Raw genomic sequence first — 21,177 nt, 5'->3', positions numbered from 1 at the left:
GCGTCCCGGGTGTAAGGAAGGGCCCCTTGTTAACGCTATGCGTTAACAAGGGGCCCTTCCTTACACCCGGGTGAGGCGGACGGCGTCGGCGATCACGTAGCCGGTGCCGGAGGCCCAGCGGCTCACCCCGACCTTGTTCGCGTCTCCGGCGGAGAGCGTGAAGTTGCCGAGCGAGCGCCACTGTCCGCCGCCGCCGCGTTGGTCGACCCGGACGGTCTGGTTGCCGGTCGAGGTGACCACCACGTACGGGGTGGCGGCGTTGTAACCGGGGTCGCCCGGGTACCAGACCTCGACCCGGTAGCTGGCGGTGGCCGGCACGTCGAACCGGTACCAGGCGACGTCGCTCACCTCGACCGGTTCGGCGTAGCGGTAGTCGACACCCTGCCGCTGGGCCGAGTACGTCGAGGTGCCCCAGTTGGCGCTCGCGGTGAACCGGCCGGCGGTGGTGTTGTCCACCGTGGAGGTCCAGCCGCCACCACCACCGCTGCCGGTGACGTACTGCATGTAGGTGGTCCAGTTCCAGTACGGGCCGGGGTCGGTGTGGGTGGCGCCGGGGACCTGGTTGTGCCCGATGATGTGCGCCCGGTCCTTCGGGATGCCGTACCGGTCGCAGAGGTGGCGGGTGAGCGCGGCCGAGGCGCGGTACATCGCGTCGGTGAACCAGGACGCCTGGTTGACGTAGCCCTCGTGCTCGATCCCGATCGACTGGGTGTTGTACGTCCAGTTGCCGGCGTGCCAGGCGACGTCCTTGTCGCGTACGGACTGGGTGACGGCTCCGTCGGAGGAACGGAACGTGTAGTGCGCGCTCACCCCGGCGGCGGCGTTCTGGAACCAGTTGACGGTGCCGGCGTACGACCCCTGCGCCACGTGGATGATCACATAGTTGATCGGGTACGACGACTCCCGGCTGGACACCGTGTAGTTGCCGGAGTGGGCCGGCGCCCAGGCCGCGGGCGGGTAGTCGGTGCTGAGAATGCCCGCGCCTCCGGTCGGTCCGGAGCCGAGCGGCGCGACGGAGGCGTACTCGCCCCGGTGCGGCGCGACCTGGCGGGCGGGGACAGCGAACGGGGATGCCGCGTCCGCCGCCGCGCTGCCGGCCGGGGACTGAATGGCGGCCGGGGTGGCGGACCCGGTGGCGAGCAGGCCGGTCGGATCCGACTCGACGGACGGGGTGGCGAAGCCGGTGGCGAGCAGGTCGTAGACGGCGTCGGCGTAGAGCCGGGCGACCGCCGGGTCGGACGCGCCGCCGTACCGGGCCACCGGCACGTACCAGTGGTTCGGGTCGGCGCGCCGGGCGGCGTCCAGGCCGGCGGAGTCGGCGTACGAACGCAGCACCGCCGCCGCGCCGAGGATGTTCGCCCCGGTGTCGGTGCGCAGTACGGCCCGGTCCAGGCCGGTGAGGTCGGCCGCCAGGTCGAGCGTGCGTACGGTCGGGTTGCTGGTCAGGTGCAGGACGCCGTAACCGCCGGAGGCGCTCGGCGCACCGCCGTGCCCGTCCAGTCTCGTCTCGGCGTATCCCAGCGCGGCGAGCAGGTCGGCCGGCACCTGGTAACGCGCCTGCGCGCGGTCGAACGCGACGGCCAGCGCCGAGCGGGTCGGCGGATGGCCGCCGGACCCGACCCGGTCGTCCGCGTCGGTCGCGGCCACCGGCCCGGCGGCCAGCGCGGGTTGACCGGTCAGGCCGGCGGCCAGCATCAGTACGGCGCCGAGCAGGTAGCTCGCCCGCCGTAGGGGAAACCGAACAGTCACCGTCACTCCTCCCCGAACAGATCGATCTCCCTGGATCGGGACAGATCGGATGACGGCACGCTATAGCGCGACGTTCATCGATGTCCAGGTCGGTGAGGTCAACGGTAGGTGACCCTCCGGTGCTCAGCCGACGGTGGAGCCGAACACCTCGTCCCGTACCGCGTCGAGGGCGGTGCGCAGCGCGCCCCGCAGCACCGGCTCGTCGGTCAGCTCGGTCACCACCACCCTCGGCGTGACCAGGGTGATCGCGGCGACCTCGTGCTGCACCCGCTCGGCCAGCGCGCTGCCGCCGGCCTGCCCCACCTCGCCGGCCAGCACCACCAGCGGCGGGTCGAGCACCACGCAGGTGCTGGCCACCCCGAGCGCCAGCCGGCGGGCCAGTTCGTCCAGCACCGGTCCGCCCTCGGTGCCGGCGGCGATCGCGGCACGTACCGCGTCGCCGGCCGTCTGCGCCCGGAAACCGTGCTCGCGGGCGATCACCCGGACCGCGTCGGCCGCGGCGAGTTGCTGGAAGGCCGGCTTGGCCCGGCGGGAGACGTCCCGGGGGATGGTCGCGCCGGGCACCGGCAGGTAGCCGATCTCACCGGCCGCCCCGGTGCTGCCGTGGTGCAGCCGACCGCCGAGCACGATCGCCAGACCGACGCCGACCCCGACCCAGACCAGCACGAAGTCGTCCACGCCACGGGCGGCGCCGGACTGCGCCTCGGCGAGCGCGGCCAGGTTGACATCGTTCTCGAAGACGACCGGCGTGTGCAGGTCCTCCCGGAGGGCGGCGAGCAGGCCCCGGTGCCAGCGGGGCAGGTTGAACGCGAAGGTGATGTCCCCGGTGCCGGGGTCGACCAGACCGGGGGTGCCGAGCACCACCCGCCGTACGCTCGACAGCGACGCCCCGGCGCTGCTCACCGCCTGGACCACGGCGTTGTGCACCACGCCGACCGGGTCGTCGGTGTCGCGGGTGGACTGTTCCACCCGGCCGATCACCGTGCCGGTGATGTCGGCGCACGCCGCGACCACCCGGTCCGGGCCGACGTCCACCCCGACCACGTGCGCGCTGCCCGGTTCCACCGCGTAGAGCTGCGCGTTCGGCCCGCGCCCGCCGGCCTGCTCGCCGACCCGGACGACCAGCCCGCGCTCCTCCAGCCGCTCGACGAGCTGCGAGGCGGTCACCTTGGACAACCCGGTCAACTCACCGAGCTGCGCCCGAGTCAGCGGCCCCTGCGTGAGCAGCAGTTCGAGCGCGGCGCGATCGTTGAGCGCGCGGAGCAGCCGAGGCGTGCCGGGTAACCGGGTGGAAGCCATGCAGGTCCCCTAATTATTAGTAAAGTTTGTTATTAGATGAGTTAGCCTTTACCGAGTAGCCGTAGCGTAACGGCCGGTCGGTGTTCCGGCGGTAAGCCGACAGGGCACCGGTTGGTCACGAGATGGCCCCTCGGGTGCGACACTCGGACCAGGGGCGGCCGCGAAGAGGAGACAACGTGGGGATCGATCCTGGACTCCGCCGGTTGGCACTGCGTACGCTGCTCGCCGCCTTTCCGGGCAGCGCGCCGCCGGACTGGGCGCTCGGCCTGGTCGCCGACGGGTTGGCCGGTCACACCCTGTTCGGGCGTAACGTGACCGATCCCGCCCAGGTCGCGGCGAGCACCGCGGCACTGCGCGCGGTCCGCCCGGACGTCCTGATCGCGATCGACGAGGAGGGCGGCGACGTCACCCGGCTGGCCCACGCCACCGGCAGCCCGTACCCGGGCAACGCCGCCCTCGGCGCGGTCAACGACGTGGGTCTCACCCGCCGGGTCTACCAGGCGATCGGCGCCGAGCTGGCGGCGCTCGGGATCAACGTCAACCTCGCCCCCACGGTGGACGTGAACAGCGCCGACGAGAACCCGATTATCGGCACCCGCTCGTTCGGCGCCGACCCGGTCCGGGTCGCCGCGCACTCCGCCGCCGCCGTCGCCGGCCTACAGTCGGTCGGGGTGGCCGCCTGCGCCAAGCACTTCCCCGGCCACGGCGCCACCGTCGCCGACTCACACTACGAACTGCCCACCGTCGACGTGACACTGGACCTGCTCCGGGTCCGCGACCTGCCACCGTTCGCCGCCGTGGTCGCGGCCGACGCCAAGGCGATCATGACCGCGCACATCCGGGTCCCGGTGCTGACCGGCGACGGGCCGGCCACCTTCAGCCGGGCCGTCCTGGTGGACCTGCTGCGCCGGGAGTACGGCTTCACCGGTGCGGTGATCACCGACGCGCTGGAGATGAAGGGTGCGGCACTCGCCGCCGGCGGGATCGGTCCGGCCGCCGTCCGCGCGCTCGCCGCCGGGGCCGACCTGCTCTGCATCGGCGCGGACGTGGACGCCGCCCTGGTCGAGCAGGTGGCCGCCGAGATCGTCGCGGCGCTGGGTGACGGCCGGCTCTCGACCGCGCGGGTGGAGGAGGCCGCCGGCCGCGCCGACGCGCTCGCCGCCTGGACCCGGGCCGGCACGACCGCCGAGGCCGCCGCGTCTGACCTGGGGTACGCCGCCGCGAAGCGTGCGGTACGCGTCGAGGGCGTCCTCTCCGACCTGGAGAGCCCCCTGGTGCTGCAACTGGTCTCCGCCTCCAACATCGCCGAGGGGCGGGTGCCGTGGGGCCTCGGCCCGCACCTGGACGGCACCGAGAGCGTGCCGGTGGTGGCCGCCGAGACCGAGCCGACGGCCCTGACCGAGCTGGCCGGCAACCGGCCGATCGTGCTGGTCGGCCGGCACGTGCACCGGCTGGCCGGAGCGGCCGAACTGGTCGAGGCGCTGGCCGCCCGACACCCGGTGACCGTGGTCGAGATGGGTTGGCCGTCGACCTGGCGGCCGGCGGGCGTACGGGCGTTTGTCACCACGTACGGCGCCAGCCACGCCAACGGCTGGGCCGCCGCCGAGACGCTCGGCCTGGCCGGCTGACCTTCGTCAGCTCGCGACACCGACCTTCGACGCAAGACCTGGTCCACCCTCCGTTCATAGAGTGTTCACCATGACGGAGCAGCCAGCGCCAACAGCGGAGTCAGTGGAACCGACCGGCACGGCGGGCCGAGCGAGAGCCCGTCGTGCCCGTACGGGGGTGGTCCGGATCGGTGGGGCGTTGACCCTCGTGGTGGCGGGAGCCGGGCTGGTCGGCTGGCTCGCGCCCGGCGGGCTCGGCGATCCCGACCCGATCCGGATCACCGACGGCCTCTCCGCCGCCGGCTACCGCACCGTCGTCGACGCGGTGGCCGGCGCCCCGGGCTGGCTGCACCGGGCGGTCGAGCTGGCCACCGACGCCGCGCTGCTGGTCCTGCTCGGACTGCTCGCGGTGATCGGCTGGGCCGGTCACGGCCGGAACCCGCTGCTGCTGGCCGGTGCGGGGCTGACCCTGGTCGTCACGGCCGGCGCGTACGGGCTGAGCGAGGGACTGAAGCTGGTGGTGGACCAGGAGCGGCCCTGCCGGGCGCTGTCCGGGGTGGAGCCGATGGCCACCTGTCCCGCCGTCGGGGACTGGTCCTTCCCGAGCAACCACGCCACCATCGCCGCCGCGCTCGCGGTCGGCCTGGCCGTGGTCGTACCCAAACTGGCACTGGTCACCCTGCCGCTGGCCGGGGCGACGGCGCTGCTGCGGGTGGTGGCCGGCGTGCACTACCCGCACGACATCCTGGCCGGACTGACCCTGGGCGGGGTGCTGGCCGCCGGCACGGTGGCGGTCGCGACCGCGCCGACCGCGCGGCTGCTGCACGCCCTACGACTGGCACCGACACGGAAAGCGGCACCGGGACCGACACCGGGCCGGACCCGGTAGGCCGAACGTACATTTGCCGTCAAGTCCCCCGAACGGACATTTTGGACGGCTCTCGTGCGGGCTTGAAAGCACTGGCCCGGATTCGTAGCGTTACGACCACACGCGCCCGTACCGCGTCCAGAACTTCGGCCTGGGGAAGGATGCGGACCGTGGACCCGTCGGGGTCCACGGTCCGCGCCACGACTCTCGCGGGCGCCAGCGACTCGGGCCACCAACCCCTGCCCATTGACGACTCTCGCTGGCCATCCTATGGTTGGGTCAGGAAAGCGCTTTCCTCTCTCGCTCGCCGGCCCGTCCCGGTCACGGCGATCCCCCTTGCTCCGGTCCGCCGCCGGCAACGGCCCGGGCCGAGAAAGCAGCGCTTCGATGACCTCTCACCTCATCCCACCCCGCTCACCCGCCCGCACCCTCGCGCTGGTCGCCGGCATCGTCACGGTGCTGGTCGGCACGATGGTCGGCCCCGCCGCCCCGGGGCAGGCCGGGCCACCCACCGCTTCGGACAGCCCGGGTCGGCACGTCGTCCCGCGCAGCGGCTCCGCCGACGTCCAGCCGCTGGCCGACACACCGGTCGGGTTCGCCTCGGTCAACGCCCTCGGCTTCAACGGCACCACCGGCGGCGCGGGCGGCCCCACGGTCACCGTCACCACCGCCGCCGCGCTGGAGGACTACGTCGGCCGGCCGGGCCCGTACGTCATCCGGGTCGCCGGCCGGATCCAGGTCTCCGACATGCTCACCGTGGTCGCGAACAAGAGCATTCTCGGCGTGGGCAGCACCGCCGAGATCACCGGCGGCGGGCTGCAACTCGGCTCCACCACCCGGCCCGGCAACAACGTGATCATCCGCAACATCAGGTTCACCGACGCCGAGGACGACTCGATCAGCGTGACCAACAAGGCCCACCACGTCTGGATCGACCACAACGACCTCTCCGACGGGTACGACGGCCTGCTCGACATCAAACGCGAGTCGGACTACGTCACGGTTTCGTGGAACCACTTCCACCACCACAGCAAGTCGAGCCTGGTCGGACACTCCGACAACTACCCGGCCGACATCGGCAAGCTGCGGGTCACCTACCACCACAACTTCTTCGACGGCACCGACCAGCGCCACCCCCGGGTCCGCTTCGCCGATCCGGTGCACGTCTTCAACAACTACTACCGGAACAACGCGCTCTACGGGATCGCCTCCACCGAGAACGCCGGACTGATGGTGGAGGGCAACTACTTCGAGAACGTGGCGCACCCGATCTACGTCGGGTACGACAAGAGCGGTCCCGGCCGGGTGGTCGAACGGAACAACCGGTACGTCAACTCGGGTACGCCGCAGACCGCGGGCACCGTGGTCGAGCCGAGGAGCTACTACCCGTACACGGTGGACGACCCGGCGACCGTGCCGGCGACCGTCTCGGCCGGGGCCGGTGTGGGGCGGATCGGTCTCTGACCCACCGGCGGCGTACGTGTCCCCCGTGCCGGCCCGGCCGTTCAGCGTCGAGCCGGTGCTCGGCGGGGCTGACCCTGGCCCTGACCGTCGCGGTGACCGGGGTCTTCCTCGCCTACTCCAATCACCGGCACCGGCCTGTCGCTCGCCGACTGGCCGCTGCCGAACCACGAGGGGTGAGGAGCCCGGTGCGCCGGCACACCCGTGGGCGCGGGTGTGCCGGCGACTCTCCGTGGCGCCGTACGGTCAGTTGGGGTTGCCGGCGTGGGTCAGCGTCTCCCAGGCGACAAAGAGGTTGTTGCTGCCGGCCGGGCGCTGCTGCTCGGTGAGGCGTTGGGTGTTTGTCATCGCGATGCCCATCCGGTTGTTGAGCGCGTTGAAGCCGACCTCGGTGACCGGTCCGAGTCCCCTGGTCAGGCTGCCGCCGCAGAGCCAGCTCGGTACCGGCTCGCCGAGCTGGTACTTCGCGTGGAGGCCGAGCGCGTGCCGCAGCCGGTCCTGCAACTCCGGGTAGAGGTCCTGTCCCTGGTGGCGGGTGGTCTCGGCGACGTGGGCGATGGCCGAGATGCCGTAGCCGGTGTGGGTGAAGTCCCGGCAGGTCTCCTGGGACAGACCGTCCACGAAGGTGTTCTGCCCCTGCCAGTAGCTCGCCACCTCGGCCCGGGTGTCGATGGTGCTGCCGGCGGGACCCCGGGGGAAGGCACCGTCACTGGTGAGGTAGATGAAGGCGGGCACCCGGTCACGGAATTTGGCCAGGGCCCGGTCGTAGACCGCGCGGTCCTCCAGGAAGACCGAGATGCCGATGGACGCCTCCATCATGCTCAGTTCCCAGTTGCCGTTGCTGTACGTGTTGCCGTTGACGATCTCCGGCAGGTACACGTCGCGCAGCATGTTGCCGAAGCGGGTGATGTTCGCCGAGGACCAGCCGCCGTACGTGTAGCGGATGATCTCGGCGGCCCGTGGCCAGGAGGATCCGGCCCAGGCGGTCTGCAACGGGGCGTTGCTGTTGGTGTGGTCCCGGATGACCGCCGACCAGGCGTCCATGATCTGGATGGCCTTGGTGGCGTACCGGCTGTCCTGGGTGATGTACCAGGCGAGCGAGAGCGTGTACGCCGCCAGCGCGTCCTCGCGCTCGTCGGTGCAGCCGTTGTTCGGGTTCGAGTACGACCCGCACTCGACCACGGCACGCGGCTTGGCGGTCCGGCTGAGCGAGGCGTACCGGCTCGCCATCATCTGGTCGTAGGCGGCCTTCCACGGCTGGGCGTTGGCGTTGACCCGGGACCGGATGAAGTCGAGCTGTGGCCGGCTCACCAGCACACCGGGGTGGGTGAAGGTGGCGGGCGCGGCGGCCACGACGTCCCCGGTCCGGGTCGCCGCATCGGCCGTGCTGGTCTCGCGCGCGGACGCGGCCGGGGCGACCGTCATCAGCAGGGCGGTCGCGGCGGTGACCGCGAACGCCCATCTTCCGCGCCGGAATGGTTGGGACATCAGGTCCTCCTGGGGCGGGCTCGTTCGCGGGTTCGGGCTGAACCGGCGGGAGCATCGGGATTGACCGGCACCAAACTGTAAGGAGTGTTAACTAGTGTCGATACGACCATCTCGGTCGATACGTTGTCAACCCACCGCAGCCGCGTAGAAGGAACGAACCGAGCCGGTGGGGCCGGTCCGACCAGGAGAGATCCGGGGGCTACTCGGACTTGAAGACGCCGTACGACATCCAGCCGCGCGACGGAAAGCCGGCGGCCTCGGCGACCCGGGCCGAGGCCGCGTTCTCCGGCGCGTGCAGGTAGGTGGGGACCGCTCCCTCGTCGAGCACCCGCCGGGCCGCCTGCGCGACCAGTCGACGAGCCAGTCCCCTGCCCCGGGCGGCGGGCGTGGTGCCGACCGACAGTTCGTTGCCGTACCGGTCGTGGCGCTTGATTCCCACCCCGGCCAGGTACTCGCCGTCGGCGTCGCGGGCCACCAGCACGTCCCGGAAGGGACGCAGCCACGACGGCAGCGTCGGGTCGTCCGGGGCGACCCACTCACCGGCGTCGGGCAGCGACGCGGGCACCAGCGAGTACCGGAAGACCGCCGGGTACGTCCGCCAGCCCGGCTGGCCGACCGCCGAGGGCAGCGCGGCGAGCAGGTCGTCCAACGGCTTGCCAGCCAGTTCACGTACCTCGGCGAGCCGGTCCGGCGGCACCGACAGCACCATGCCGCCCGGCGCGGCCACGGCGAGCGCGGGGCGCACCTGTCCGTCCCACCCCGGCAGGGTCCGCCGCTCCGAGCCCACCACCTGCAACGGCCGTCGGGTGGGCCACTGCCCCAGCCAGCTCACCAGGTGGTGGAAGAGGCGTGTGTCGAGCATGCGGCTCCTCGCACTGCGGCCGGCGATAAGTCGCAGCGTACGCCGCGACAGCGGACACCGTTCCCGCACCGGCTCAGCTCACCCGTCGGCGCACGGGCCTGCGGGCATTACCATCTGTACTCATGTCCGTCGCTGCCCGCGCCCCCCACCGGGTGGTCGGGTATGCCCGTCAGCTCACGATGGTGCTGCACACCCTGTCCGGTTCCGATCTGGTCGGCCTCTATCTGCACGGATCGGCGGTGCTGGGCGGGTTCTCGCCGGCACTGAGCGATGTCGAGGTGCTCGCCGTGGTCGGCCAACCCGGCAACGCGGCGCGACAGTTCCGGACCGGCACCGCGCTCGGCCGTACCATCGACCGTTGCCCCGGGCGCGGCCTGGAACTGACCGTCCTCACCGCCGCCACCGCCCGCTCCCTCGGCGACTGCCCGTTCGAGGTACGGGTGACCGGCACCGCCACCGGCAGTGCCCACGTCATCCCCGGTACGGGCCATCCGGGCAACCCCGAGCTGATCGTGCACGCCGAACTCTGCCGCCGGTACGGCCTGGCGGTCAGCGGACCACCTCCGGACCGGGTCTTCGGCCCGGTCGGGGTCGAGCGGCTGCGCTGGGCGATGTGTCAGCAGCTCGACTGGGCACTGGCCCAGGGCGGCCAGGCACACGGCGTACTCAGCGCCTGCCGGGCGCTGCGCTTCGCGGCCGAGGGCAGCCTCTGCGCCAAGGTGGGTGCCGGTCGCTGGTATCTCGCCCGGCACCCGCACCATCCGCTGGTCGCCGAGGCGCTGGTGCTGCACCAGAGCGGGGACCGTCGGGACCTGTCCGGGCCGGGCGCCCGTTTCGTGGCCGAGGCCCGCGCCCGGCTCACCGGCACCGGCACCGAGTAGTCGGACTGTGGCTGCCTCGTCCGACTGTCTCAAACACCCGCTCACCAGCACGGACCCGCACTACGCTGGGTTCTAGTCCAGGCACGTCAGGCGTTCCGCTCCGCTGGAGGCGTACGTGGCAGGCGTGGTGCGTAGGCCGACCCCCGCCGACCCCATGCCTGGGCACGTGTCGGAGACCGGAGTGCCCAGCGCCGTGGTCCGGAACCTGCCGCCGGAGCTGGGTCCGGACGCGATCGCCGTGGTCGAGGGTCGCTCGTTCATGATCTCGAACGCGACCGGCGACATCCCCGACGGCACGATCGGCGGACTGGTGCACGACGACACCCGGTTCCTGAGCCGGTGGGAGCTGCGCATCGGCGGACAGCCTCTGCTCCTGCTGAGTTCCTGCACCGTCGAGGACTACTCGGCCGCCTTCTTCCTCACCAACGCCGACCTGGAGGGGATACCGGCGAACAGCATTGGTGTGCGCCGGCAGCGCTTCATCGGTGACGGCCTGCACGAACGGATCGAGCTGGAGTGCTTCGCCCAGAGGCACGTCGAGTTCGACCTCGAACTCTTGGCCGGGGCCGACTTCGCCGACCTCTTCGAGATCAAGGAATGCGTACCGGACCGCTCGGAGACCACCACCCGGCTGCACGGGGCAACCGGCGAGCACCTCGACTTCCTCTACACGAACGACACCTTCCGGGCCCGTACCCGGATCGAGGCCAGCCCGTCGGCGACCCGGACCGAGGGGGACGGGCTGGTCTGGCACCTACGCCTCGAGCCGGGCACGGTATGGCGGTGCGAGCTGACCGTCCCGCTGGAGTTCGGCGCACTACAGATCGCGCCGAAGCACCGCCGCTTCGGCGAGGTGTTCGACGACGTACGGGATGACGCGATCACCGTCTGGAGTCGTGAGTGTCCTAATCTGCGAATCGATTCGGAGTTGCTCCGCGGCGTGCTGGCGAAGTCGAGGTCGGACCTGGCCGCGCTGCGGATCGAGAAATCCGCCGGCGGGGTGCCGATCATCCTTCCCGCCGCCGGCCTTCCCTGGTTTCTCACCATCTTCGGCCGTGACTCCCTGATCACCGCGTACCAGGCGATCGCCTCCGGGCCGAGCCTGGCCAGGGGCACCCTGTTGGCGCTCGCCGCGGCCCAGGGCCGCAAGGTCGACGACTTCCGGGACGAGGAACCGGGAAAAATCCTGCACGAGATCCGCAGCGGTGAACTGACCCAGCTCCAGCTCAAGCCACACAACCCCTACTACGGTACGGCCGACGCCACCCAGCTCTGGCTCATCCTGCTCTCCGAGTACTGGCGCTGGACCAGGGACGACGAGTTCGTCAGAGGTTTCCGGGAGAACGTCGACGCGGCGCTGCGCTGGATCGACCACTACGGCGACCCGGACCGGGACGGTTACATCGAGTACGCCACCCGATCCACCCAGGGACTGGGCAACCAGTGCTGGCGCGACTCGGCCGACGGCATCAAGTTCGCCGACGGGTCGATCCCGGTGCTGCCGATCGCCACCTGCGAGATCCAGGGCTACACGTACGACGCGCGCAAACGGGTGGCGGAGCTGGCCGACGGCCCGCTGGGCGATCCGGAACTGGCGCGGCGGCAGCGGTTCCTGGCCGACGAGTTGTACGAGCGGTTCAACCGGGACTTCTGGATCGAGGAGCGCGGCGGGTACTACGCGCTCGGGCTGGACGGCGACAAGCGTCGGATCGACTCGATGACGTCGAACATGGGGCAGCTCCTGTGGAGCGGGATCGTGCCACCGGAACGGGCGATCATCCTGGCCAACCAGTTGATGTCCGAGGAGATGTTCTCCGGCTGGGGCGTCCGCACCACGTGCAGCGAGGAGCAGGCGTACAACCCGATCGGCTACCACTCCGGTACGGTCTGGCCGCACGACAACTCGCTGATCGCGCACGGCCTGGCCCGGTACGGGTTCCGGCAGGAGGCGAACCGGATCGTGATGGCGATGCTGGAGGCGGCCAGCTACTCCGACTACCGCCTGCCCGAGGCACTGTCCGGGTACGACCGCTCGTACGGCCGGGTGCCGGTGCCGTACCCGACGGCGTGCAGCCCACAGGCGTGGTCGGCGGCGGCCCCGATGCTCTTCGTCCGTACGATGCTCGGCCTCGAGGTGCGGGGCGACGAACTCGTCGCCGACCCCCGGGTGCCGCCCGAGTACGGCACCATCGCCCTCGACACGCTGACCGCCCTCGGCAAACGCTGGAACATCGTGGCAACCGCCCAACAAGCCCAAGTAACCCCCATCTCCTGAAGGAAGGGCCCCTTGTTATCGCTTTTTGTATAGGAAGGGGCCCTTCCTAACGGGTGGGGGCGGGTGGGTGTCAGCGCAGGTACGAGGCGCCGTTCAGGTCGAGGATCGCGCCGCTGGCCCAGACGGCCTCCGGTGAGGCGAGCCAGGCGACGGCGGCGGCGATCTCGGCCGGCTCGGCGATCCGCCGGAACGGGCTCTGCGCCCGGATGGCGTCACCGGTCGTGCCGTCGAGCAGCGGTGCGACCATGTCCGTGTTGACGAACCCGGGCGCGACCGCCGCGACGGCGATACCGTGTCGGGCCAGGTCGACGGCGAGCGACTGGGTCAGCGAGTGCAGACCGGCCTTGCTGGCCCCGTACGCGGGCGCGTTCGGCTCGCCCCGGAAGACGCCCCGGGAGCCGACGTTGACGATCCGCCCACCCGCCGGACCCTCCGGGCGCCCGAGCAGGTGGTGCACCACGCACCAGGTGACGTTCGCGGCGCCGTGCAGGTTGACGTCGAGCATCTCCCGCCAGTTTGCCTGCCAGTCGGCGTAGGAGTCGGCGGTGACGGGCAGTTCGACGTACCGTCCGGCGTTGTTGACCAGCAGGTCGAGCCCACCCAGCGCCGCCACCGAGGCGGTGACCACCGACTCGGCCGCGTCCGGGTCGGCGAGATCGCCGCTGACCACGGTGTGCCCGTCGCCGGGGAGCGTGTCGCGCACCGCGTGCGCCGAGGTGAGGTCGCCCCGGCAGTGCACGGCGACCCGGTAGCCCGCGCGGGCCAGCGCGGCGGCGACCGCCGCCCCGACGCCCCGTGACCCACCGGTGACCAGTGCCCGTTGCCGATCTTCCATCGGCGCAACCTCGCACATATCTCGACAAAGATCAACCTGCCAAGGCGGCGTTCGTTGAAGCATGATGGACTCCAGGAACGCCGCTTCGTCGGCAACACCCCGACCGCCCCCGGGGGCACGAACGCTGTCCACGGCACACCACGAGGACCCGTCCAGGTGTGCGGCACAGACCCCTGGTCAGCCGGCCGGCGCCGGCCGGAGCGGCAAGGCAATCGGGCCAGTATTGCATACGATATTCAGGCTACAGTATTGTAAACACGGTAGCGGTGGGCGACGTGGAGGTGGGATGGCAGTGGACGGTCCTGATGCCTCGGTCAAGGAGCGGGTGCGCGCGCTGGTCGCGGCACACCGCGGCGACCGAGGGGCGCTATTGCCGATCCTGCACCGGATCCAGGAGGAGTTCGGCTGGGTCGACCAACAGGTCGTGCCGGTGCTCGCCGCGGAGCTGAACCTGTCCCGCGCGGACGTCCACGGCGTGATCACCTTCTACTCGGACTTCCGGTCCGAGCCCGCCGGCCGCACCACGGTCAAGCTGTGCCGGGCCGAGGCGTGCCAGTCGGTCGGCGCCGAGCAGGTGGTCGCCCACGCCGAACAGGTTCTCGGCATCAAGGTCGGACAGACCACTTCGGACGGCTCGGTCACCCTCGAGCAGGTGTTCTGCCTCGGCAACTGCGCCCTCGGACCGGCCGCCCAGATCAACGGCCGGGTCCACGGCCGGGTCGACGCATCGCGGCTGGACGCGATCCTGGTCACGGAAACGGTGAACTCATGACGACCCCGGTCACGGTCTACGTACCGCGCGACTCGGCCGCGCTCTCCGTCGGCGCCGACCTGGTCGCCGCGACCGTCGAGCGCGAGGCGGCGGCCGCCGGACGGCCGGTCCGAGTCGTACGCAACGGATCGCGCGGCATGCTCTGGCTGGAGACCCTGGTCGAGGTGGAAACCGAGCGGGGCCGGATCGGCTACGGCCCGGTCCAGCCGGAGGACGTCGCCGAACTCGTCGCCGACGGGCTGCTCGACGGCGCCGAGCACGAGCTCTGCCAGGGGCCGGTCGAGGAGTTGCCCTGGCTGCGGGACCAGACCCGGCTCTGCTTCGCCCGGGTCGGTGTCACCGACCCGCTCTCCCCGCAGGACTACGTCGCGCACGGCGGCCTGGTCGGGCTGCGCCGGGCGCTGGAGCTGACCCCGGCGGAGGTGGTCGCCGAGGTGACCGAGTCGGGGCTGCGCGGGCGCGGTGGCGCCGGCTTCCCGGCCGGCATCAAGTGGAAGACGGTGCTCGACACCCCCGGGCCGCTGAAGTTCGTCTGCTGCAACGCCGACGAGGGCGACAGCGGCACGTTCGCCGACCGGATGCTGATGGAGGGTGACCCGTTCACCCTGATCGAGGGCATGACCATCGCCGCGCACGCGGTCGGCGCGACCGAGGGCTACATCTACGTCCGCTCCGAGTACCCGGACGCCGTACGCACGCTGCGGCAGGCGATCGACATCGCGCGTACGGAGGGCTGGCTGGGCGCCAACGTGCTCGGCTCGGAGGTGCGGTTCGACCTGTTCGTGCGGGTCGGCGCGGGGGCGTACATCTGCGGTGAGGAAACCGCGATGTTGGAGAGCCTCGAAGGCAAGCGCGGCATGGTCCGGGCCAAGCCGCCGATCCCGGCGATCACCGGCCTGTTCGGCAAGCCGACCGTGGTGAACAACGTGCTCACGCTCGGTTCGGTGCCGGCCATCCTGGCCGACGGGGCGGCGGCGTACCGCGACCTCGGGGTCGAGCGCTCGCGCGGCACCCAGGTGTTCCAGCTCGCCGGCAACATCGCCCGGGGCGGGGTCTTCGAGACCGCCTTCGGCATCACGCTGAGCGAGCTGATCAACACCTACGGCGGCGGCACCCGGTCCGGGCGCCCGATCCGCGCGGTCCAGGTCGGCGGCCCGCTCGGGCAGTACCTGCCGGCGTCCAACCTGGACCTGCCGATGGACTACGAGGCGTTCGCCGCAGCGGATGCGATGCTCGGGCACGGCGGTATCGTGGTCTTCGACGACACCGTGGACATGGCCTCGATGGCCCGGTTCGCGATGGAGTTCTGCGCCGAGGAGTCCTGCGGCAAGTGCACCCCCTGCCGGGTCGGTGCCGTACGCGGTGTGGAAGTGATCGACCGCATAGTGGCGGGTGAGGACCCGGACGGGAACCTGGCCCTGCTGGGTGATCTCTGTGAGCTGATGACCGAGGGATCACTGTGCGCCATGGGTGGGCTGACGCCGAATCCCGTACGCAGCGCGCTGCTGCATTTCCCCGACGACTTCACCGCCCGCTACCAGGAGGCGAAACCATGAGTCTGTTGAAGGAACACGACCTCGGCACCCCGGCCAAGCCCGGACCGGCGACGGTGTCGATCGAGGTGGACGGCATGCCGGTGACGGTGGCCGAGGGCACGTCGGTGATGCGCGCGGCGGCGGAGAGCGGCGTCGACATCCCGAAGCTCTGCGCCACCGACAGCCTGGAGGCGTTCGGCTCCTGCCGGCTCTGCCTGGTCGAGATCGACGGCCGGCGCGGCACCCCCGCCTCGTGCACCACCCCGGTCACCCCGGGGATGAAGGTACGCACCCAGACGCCGAAGCTGGAGAAGCTCCGCCAGGGCGTGATGGAGCTCTACATCTCCGATCACCCGCTGGACTGCCTGACCTGCTCGGCCAACGGCGACTGCGAGTTGCAGGACATGTCCGGGGCGGTCGGCCTGCGCCAGGTCCGGTACGGCTACGAGGGGGCCAACCACCTGGACGCGCCGAAGGACACCAGCAACCCGTACTTCGACTTCGAGTCCTCCAAGTGCATCGCCTGCTCCCGCTGCGTACGCGCCTGCGGCGAGATCCAGGGCACGTTCGCGCTGACCATCGAGGGGCGCGGGTTCGGCTCCAAGGTGAGCGCGGGCGCCGGTGAGCTGTTCATGAACTCCGAGTGCGTCTCCTGCGGCGCCTGCGTGCAGGCCTGCCCGACCGCCACGCTCCAGGAGAAGTCGGTGGTGCAGCTCGGCATGCCGAGTCGCAGCGTGATCACCACCTGCGCGTACTGCGGTGTGGGTTGCTCGTTCAAGGCCGAGCTGCGTGGCGACGAGCTGGTCCGGATGGTGCCGTACAAGGACGGCGGCGCCAACGAGGGCCACTCCTGCGTCAAGGGCCGGTTCGCCTTCGGCTACGCCACCCACCCGGACCGCCAGCTCTCGCCGATGGTCCGGGACAGCATCACCGACGAGTGGCAGAAGGTCGACTGGGACACCGCGATCAACTACGTCGCCACCCGGATGCTCGACATCCAGGCCAAGTACGGCGTCGGCGCGATCGGCGGCATCACCTCCTCGCGTACCACCAACGAGGAGGTCTACGTGGTGCAGAAGATGATCCGGGCGGCGTTCGGCAACAACAACGTCGACACCTGTGCCCGGGTCTGCCACTCCCCCACCGGCTACGGGCTGAAGCAGACCTTCGGCACCTCGGCCGGCACCCAGGACTTCCGCTCGGTGGCCCAGGCGGACGTGATCCTGGTGATCGGGGCCAACCCGACCGACGGGCACCCGGTCTTCGCCTCCCGGATGAAGCGCCGGCTGCGCGAGGGCGCGAAGCTCGTGGTGATCGACCCGCGCCGGATCGACCTGGTCCGCTCGCCGCACATCGAGGCCACCCACCACCTCCAGCTCGCCCCCGGCACCAACGTCGCCGTGGTCAACGCGCTGGCCCACGTGGTGCTCACCGAGGGCCTCTACGACCGGGCCTTCGTCGACGAGCGGTGCGAGGACTTCGAGGGCTGGGCCGAGTTCATCTCCCGGCCGGAGAACAGCCCGGAGGCGGTCGAGGAGATCACCGGAGTGCCGGCCGAGGAGCTGCGGGCCGCAGCGAGGCTCTACGCCACCGGCGGCAACGCCGCGATCTACTACGGTCTCGGCGTCACCGAGCACAGCCAGGGCTCGACCATGGTCATGGGGATGGCGAACCTGGCCATGGTGACCGGCAACATCGGTCGCGAGGGCGTCGGGGTCAACCCGCTGCGCGGGCAGAACAACGTGCAGGGCTCCTGCGACATGGGTTCGTTCCCGCACGAGCTGCCCGGTTACCGGCACGTCTCCGACGACGCCGTACGCACGGTGTTCGAGAACATGTGGGGTCGGCCGCTGCTCTCCGAGCCGGGTCTGCGGATCCCGAACATGTTCGACGCGGCGGTGGAGGGGAGCTTCCGGGCGATCTTCGTGCAGGGTGAGGACATCGCCCAGTCGGACCCGAACACCAAGCACGTCTTCGCCGCGCTCGGCGCGATGGACCTGGTCGTGGTCCAGGACCTGTTCCTGAACGAGACGGCCAAGTTCGCGCACGTCTTCCTGCCCGGCACCTCGTTCCTGGAGAAGGACGGCACCTTCACCAACGCCGAGCGCCGGATCAACCGGGTACGTCCGGTGATGGCACCGAAGACCGGCAAGCACGAGTGGGAGATCGTCTGCGAGATCGCCGAGGCGATGGGCTACCCGATGAGCTACAGCCACCCGCGCGAGATCATGGACGAGATCGCGGCGCTCACCCCGACCTTCTCCGGTGTCTCGTTCGAGAAGCTGGACAAGCTCGGCAGCGTGCAGTGGCCGTGCAACGACGCCGCCCCCGAGGGCACGCCGACGATGCACGTGGACGGCTTCGTACGCGGCAAGGGCCGGTTCGTGCAGACTCCGTTCGTGCCGACCCGGGAGCGGAGCACCCGCAAGTACCCGCTGATCCTGACCACCGGCCGAATCCTGAGCCAGTACAACGTCGGGGCGCAGACCCGGCGTACGGCGAACGTGGCGTGGCACCAGGAGGACGTACTCGAACTGCACCCGCACGACGCCGAGGTGCGGGGCATCAGCGACGGCGACGAGGTCACCCTGGCCAGCCGGGTCGGTGCCACCTCGCTGCGCGCGGTCCTCTCCGACCGGATGCCGGTCGGCGTGGTCTACACCACCTTCCACCACCCGGTGACCGGCGCCAACGTGGTCACCACGGAGAACTCCGACTGGGCCACGAACTGCCCGGAGTACAAGGTCACGGCGGTCCAGGTGGGGCTGAAGCACCCCCGTCCCGCCGCCGAGGCCGTACAGGACGAACTGCTCGAACCGGCACTGGCGGACTGACCATGTCACAGCAGCTCACCCCACCCGCGGTACGGCTGGCCAACGAGATCGCGGTGCACTTCCACCACGTACCGGCGGAGCGGGCGGCGACGGAGATCGCCGAACACATCCGCCTGTTCTGGGACCCACGGATGCGGGCCGACCTCGACCACCGGGTGGAGACGGAACCCGACGGCTTCGACCCGCTGGCGCTCGCGGCGGCCCGACTGCTCGCCGAGAAACACCGCGTCCCACCGGCATAACCCGATGGCGGAAGGCGCGCGAACCCCGGTCCAGGTTCGCGCGCCTTCCGCGTACGTCCTACCGGGCGCCGGCCCCACTCAGTTCCGGCTCGACGGCCGGGTCCGGGTGAACGGGCTGGTCGGAGCGGAGTGCCAGCCGTTCGCCCTCGACGTCGACCACCGGCAGGATCCGGCCCAACCAGCGGGGCAGCCACCAGGCGGCCCGGTCCAGCAGCGACATCACCGCCGGGACGATCGTCATCCGGACGACAAAGGCGTCCACGAGCACGCCGAAGGCAAGCGCGAAGCCGATCGACTGGATCATCACCTGGTCGCCGAAGATGAACCCGCCGAAGACGCTGATCATGATGATCGCGGCGGCGGTGACCACCCGGGCACCGTGGCGGAAGCCGGTGACGATCGCCTCCTGGGCCGACCGCCCGTGCACGTGGTCCTCCCGCATCCGGGTGACCAGGAAGACCTGGTAGTCCATGGCCAGGCCGAACAGGATGCCGATCAGCAGCACCGGCACGATGGAGCCGATCGGTGACGTCTGCTCGATGCCGAACAGCGAACCCAGCCAGCCCCACTGGAAGACCGCGACCAGGGCACCGAAGGTGGCACCGACGCTGAGCAGGAAGCCCAGGGTCGCCTTCAGTGGGACCAGGACGGAACGGAACATCACCAGCAGGATCAGGAACGCCAGGCCGACGACCAGACCCAGGTAGGGCAGGAACGCGTCGTTGATCCGGGCGGCGGCGTCGATGTTGACCGCGGTTGCCCCGGTGACGGAGACCTCGGCGCCGGTGTCGGCCCGCAGGGCCGCCTGGTGCTCGCGGATGTCGTGGACCAGGTCGGTGGTGGCCTCGTCGTTGGGGCCGGTGCCCGGTACGACGCTGAGCAGGGCGGTGCCGCCGTCGGGGCTGACCACGGGTGGGCCGACCGAGACGACGTTGGGCAGCCCCTTGATGGTGCTGCTCGCCTGCGCCGCCGCCGCGTCGACGTCGCCGCCACCCGCGTCCACCACCACCGTCAGCGGACCGTTGAAGCCGGGGCCGAACCCGACGTTGAGCAGCCCGTACGCCCGGTGCTGGGTGGTGTCGGCGGGGGCCGTACCGTCGTCCGGGAAACCGAGGCGCAGATCGGCTGCGGGCACCGCGACCAGCGCCAGCCCGAGCACGGCGAGGACCAGCACCGGCACCCGGCGGCGGGTGACGAACCGGGCCCAGCGCTCGCCCATCGGTGCCGGACCGAGGTCGGACTCCGGGTCACGGACCCGCCGCCGCGAGGTGAGCAGGCGACCCGAGGTGACCCGGCGACCGGCGAAGCCGAGCAGCGCCGGCAGCAGGGTGAGCGCGACCAGGACCGCCACCGCCACGGTGGCGGCGGCGGCCAGCCCCATCGAGCGGAGCACCGGGATGCCGACGACGGAGAGCCCGGCCAGCGCGATGATCACGGTCAGGCCGGCGAAGGCGACCGCCGAGCCGGCGGTGCCGACCGCCCGGCCGGCGGCCTCCACCGGGTCCTTGCGGACCGCGACCTCGTGCCGGTAACGGGAGACGATGAACAGCGCGTAGTCGATGCCGACGGCGATGCCGAGCATCAGCGCGAGGATCGTGCTGTTGGTGTTGATGTCGACGAACCCGCTGGCCAGGGCGATGCCGGCCAGTCCGACCAGGACCCCGACCAGCGCGGTGAGCAGCGGCAGGCCGGCGGCGAGCAGGGAGCCGAAGGTGATCGCCAGCACGACGGCGGCGATGACGATGCCGATCACCTCGCCCACGCCCGTCTCGGGCGAGGTCTGCAACGCGTCGCCGCCTATCTCGACGGTCAGCCCGGCCGCGCGGCCGACCTCGGCGGTCCGCGTCAGCGCCTCCCGGTCCGCCGTCTCCAGGGCCGGACCCTGTACGGCGTACCGGGCCTGGGCGACCGCGTACCGGCCGTCCGGTGAGATGGCGTTCACCTGGAACGGGTCGACCACCTCGACCACCTTCGACGCCCCGGCCAACTCGCCGAGCACGTCGTCGACGGCCGCGCGGTTGACCGGGTCGGTCAACGTCTGCCCCTCGGGTGCCCGGAAGACCACCCGGGCGGTGGCGCCGCTGGCGTTCGCCTGCGGGAACCGCTCGGCCAGGTGTTCGATCGCGCGCTGCGCCTCGGTGCCGGGGATGCTGAACGAGTTGGACATGGTGCCGGAGAGCGTTGCCGCGCCGACGCCGAACAGCGCCAGCACCAGGACCCAGAGCCCGGTCACCAGCCATCGCCGACGGTACGAGAACCGGCCTATCCGGTAGAGAAACGTTGCCACGAGATCCACTCCTGAGACAGATGGGGATGTCGTCCTTGTGCCCTCGCGGCAGCAAGGCGTCGTACGCGGCCGGCGGGCGCCCTCGTCGGATCAGCGGGAAAGACGCTGGCACGGTGTCGCCGGTAGGCTCTGAAGCTAGCCGATCGGCAAGGAGCGCACTAGCCGATCGGCAAGTGATGAAC

Annotated in this window: 15 protein-coding genes; 9 read left to right on the top strand and 6 right to left on the bottom strand. The window is 71.1% G+C overall.

Translation table 11 applies throughout. The features are described from left to right. Nucleotides 1–60 precede the first annotated feature (60 nt). Together ACI2K4_RS06840 and ACI2K4_RS06835 are read right to left on the bottom strand one after the other, a co-directional pair. Entirely contained in the window at nt 61–1,749 is a 1,689-nt protein-coding gene (locus tag ACI2K4_RS06840; RefSeq protein WP_404509397.1) for an N-acetylmuramoyl-L-alanine amidase, read from the bottom strand. Nucleotides 1,750–1,872: 123 nt separating this feature from the next. Continuing rightward, on the bottom strand, nt 1,873–3,048 hold the full coding sequence (locus ACI2K4_RS06835) for an ROK family protein (protein WP_404509395.1): 1,176 nt from the start codon (nt 3,046–3,048) through the stop codon (nt 1,873–1,875). A 176-nt stretch (nt 3,049–3,224) separates the two neighbouring features. Here ACI2K4_RS06835 and ACI2K4_RS06830 point away from each other — a divergent pair, with 176 nt between their 5' ends. The 3 genes from ACI2K4_RS06830 to ACI2K4_RS06820 all read left to right on the top strand — a co-directional run bounded on the left by ACI2K4_RS06830 (nt 3,225) and on the right by ACI2K4_RS06820 (nt 6,987). Then, nucleotides 3,225–4,676: a glycoside hydrolase family 3 N-terminal domain-containing protein gene (locus ACI2K4_RS06830; protein ID WP_404509393.1), complete on the top strand. Its 1,452-nt coding sequence runs from the start codon at nt 3,225–3,227 to the stop codon at nt 4,674–4,676. 70 nt (nt 4,677–4,746) lie between these two features. After that, nucleotides 4,747–5,544 (top strand): phosphatase PAP2 family protein, encoded by a 798-nt coding sequence (locus tag ACI2K4_RS06825; protein ID WP_404509392.1) that lies wholly within the window; start codon nt 4,747–4,749, stop codon nt 5,542–5,544. A 366-nt stretch (nt 5,545–5,910) separates the two neighbouring features. Then, a complete protein-coding gene (locus ACI2K4_RS06820) occupies nt 5,911–6,987 on the top strand; it encodes a polysaccharide lyase family 1 protein (RefSeq protein WP_404509391.1) in 1,077 nt (358 codons plus the stop codon). A 243-nt stretch (nt 6,988–7,230) separates the two neighbouring features. Here ACI2K4_RS06820 and ACI2K4_RS06815 read toward each other — a convergent pair whose 3' ends face one another. Further along, nucleotides 7,231–8,472, bottom strand: a complete 1,242-nt coding sequence (locus tag ACI2K4_RS06815) for an alginate lyase family protein (protein WP_404509389.1) — start codon at nt 8,470–8,472, stop codon at nt 7,231–7,233. Between the two features lie 199 nt (nt 8,473–8,671). After that, nucleotides 8,672–9,334: a GNAT family N-acetyltransferase gene (locus ACI2K4_RS06810; protein ID WP_404509387.1), complete on the bottom strand. Its 663-nt coding sequence runs from the start codon at nt 9,332–9,334 to the stop codon at nt 8,672–8,674. Nucleotides 9,335–9,456: 122 nt separating this feature from the next. On the opposite strand from ACI2K4_RS06810, the gene ACI2K4_RS06805 reads away from it, so the two are divergent. Together ACI2K4_RS06805 and ACI2K4_RS06800 are read left to right on the top strand one after the other, a co-directional pair. Then, on the top strand, nt 9,457–10,215 hold the full coding sequence (locus tag ACI2K4_RS06805) for an aminoglycoside adenylyltransferase domain-containing protein (protein ID WP_404509385.1): 759 nt from the start codon (nt 9,457–9,459) through the stop codon (nt 10,213–10,215). Between the two features lie 166 nt (nt 10,216–10,381). Further along, nucleotides 10,382–12,490 (top strand): glycogen debranching N-terminal domain-containing protein, encoded by a 2,109-nt coding sequence (locus ACI2K4_RS06800; RefSeq protein WP_404509384.1) that lies wholly within the window; start codon nt 10,382–10,384, stop codon nt 12,488–12,490. 70 nt (nt 12,491–12,560) lie between these two features. On the opposite strand, the gene ACI2K4_RS06795 is transcribed toward ACI2K4_RS06800, so the two are convergent. Then, nucleotides 12,561–13,325: an SDR family NAD(P)-dependent oxidoreductase gene (locus ACI2K4_RS06795; RefSeq protein WP_404509383.1), complete on the bottom strand. Its 765-nt coding sequence runs from the start codon at nt 13,323–13,325 to the stop codon at nt 12,561–12,563. Between the two features lie 286 nt (nt 13,326–13,611). Between ACI2K4_RS06795 and ACI2K4_RS06790 the strand changes: the two genes are divergently transcribed. From ACI2K4_RS06790 to ACI2K4_RS06775, 4 genes are read left to right on the top strand one after another with little or no spacing between them, the layout of a single operon-like run. Continuing rightward, on the top strand, nt 13,612–14,097 hold the full coding sequence (locus tag ACI2K4_RS06790; RefSeq protein ID WP_404509381.1) for a formate dehydrogenase subunit gamma: 486 nt from the start codon (nt 13,612–13,614) through the stop codon (nt 14,095–14,097). Further along, a complete protein-coding gene (locus ACI2K4_RS06785) occupies nt 14,094–15,653 on the top strand; it encodes a formate dehydrogenase beta subunit (protein WP_404509380.1) in 1,560 nt (519 codons plus the stop codon). The genes ACI2K4_RS06790 and ACI2K4_RS06785 overlap by 4 nt, the downstream gene beginning before the upstream one ends. Continuing rightward, nucleotides 15,650–18,466: a formate dehydrogenase subunit alpha gene (gene fdhF, locus ACI2K4_RS06780; RefSeq protein WP_404509379.1), complete on the top strand. Its 2,817-nt coding sequence runs from the start codon at nt 15,650–15,652 to the stop codon at nt 18,464–18,466. Before ACI2K4_RS06785 ends, fdhF begins: the two co-directional genes overlap by 4 nt. 2 nt (nt 18,467–18,468) lie before the next feature. Continuing rightward, nucleotides 18,469–18,708, top strand: coding sequence for a formate dehydrogenase subunit delta (locus ACI2K4_RS06775; RefSeq protein ID WP_404509378.1), 240 nt, complete (start codon nt 18,469–18,471; stop codon nt 18,706–18,708). Between the two features lie 58 nt (nt 18,709–18,766). Here ACI2K4_RS06775 and ACI2K4_RS06770 read toward each other — a convergent pair whose 3' ends face one another. Beyond that, entirely contained in the window at nt 18,767–20,995 is a 2,229-nt protein-coding gene (locus tag ACI2K4_RS06770) for an MMPL family transporter (protein ID WP_404509377.1), read from the bottom strand. Nucleotides 20,996–21,177: the final 182 nt, after the last annotated feature.

Source organism: Micromonospora sp. NPDC050397, from assembly GCF_044901685.1.
GTDB lineage: Bacteria > Actinomycetota > Actinomycetes > Mycobacteriales > Micromonosporaceae > Micromonospora_G.
Note: the sequence above shows the minus strand (reverse complement) of the source record. Positions and strands in the feature narration are given on the sequence as shown.

Coding starts and splice junctions, on each gene's coding strand:
- ACI2K4_RS06785 (WP_404509380.1), top strand. CDS start 14,094: ATGACGACCCCGGTCACGGTCTACGTACCGCGCGACTCGGCCGCGCTC.
- ACI2K4_RS06805 (WP_404509385.1), top strand. CDS start 9,457: ATGTCCGTCGCTGCCCGCGCCCCCCACCGGGTGGTCGGGTATGCCCGT.
- ACI2K4_RS06835 (WP_404509395.1), bottom strand. CDS start 3,048: ATGGCTTCCACCCGGTTACCCGGCACGCCTCGGCTGCTCCGCGCGCTC.
- ACI2K4_RS06775 (WP_404509378.1), top strand. CDS start 18,469: ATGTCACAGCAGCTCACCCCACCCGCGGTACGGCTGGCCAACGAGATC.
- ACI2K4_RS06815 (WP_404509389.1), bottom strand. CDS start 8,472: ATGTCCCAACCATTCCGGCGCGGAAGATGGGCGTTCGCGGTCACCGCC.
- ACI2K4_RS06825 (WP_404509392.1), top strand. CDS start 4,747: ATGACGGAGCAGCCAGCGCCAACAGCGGAGTCAGTGGAACCGACCGGC.
- ACI2K4_RS06820 (WP_404509391.1), top strand. CDS start 5,911: ATGACCTCTCACCTCATCCCACCCCGCTCACCCGCCCGCACCCTCGCG.
- fdhF (WP_404509379.1), top strand. CDS start 15,650: ATGAGTCTGTTGAAGGAACACGACCTCGGCACCCCGGCCAAGCCCGGA.
- ACI2K4_RS06795 (WP_404509383.1), bottom strand. CDS start 13,325: ATGGAAGATCGGCAACGGGCACTGGTCACCGGTGGGTCACGGGGCGTC.
- ACI2K4_RS06810 (WP_404509387.1), bottom strand. CDS start 9,334: ATGCTCGACACACGCCTCTTCCACCACCTGGTGAGCTGGCTGGGGCAG.
- ACI2K4_RS06790 (WP_404509381.1), top strand. CDS start 13,612: ATGGCAGTGGACGGTCCTGATGCCTCGGTCAAGGAGCGGGTGCGCGCG.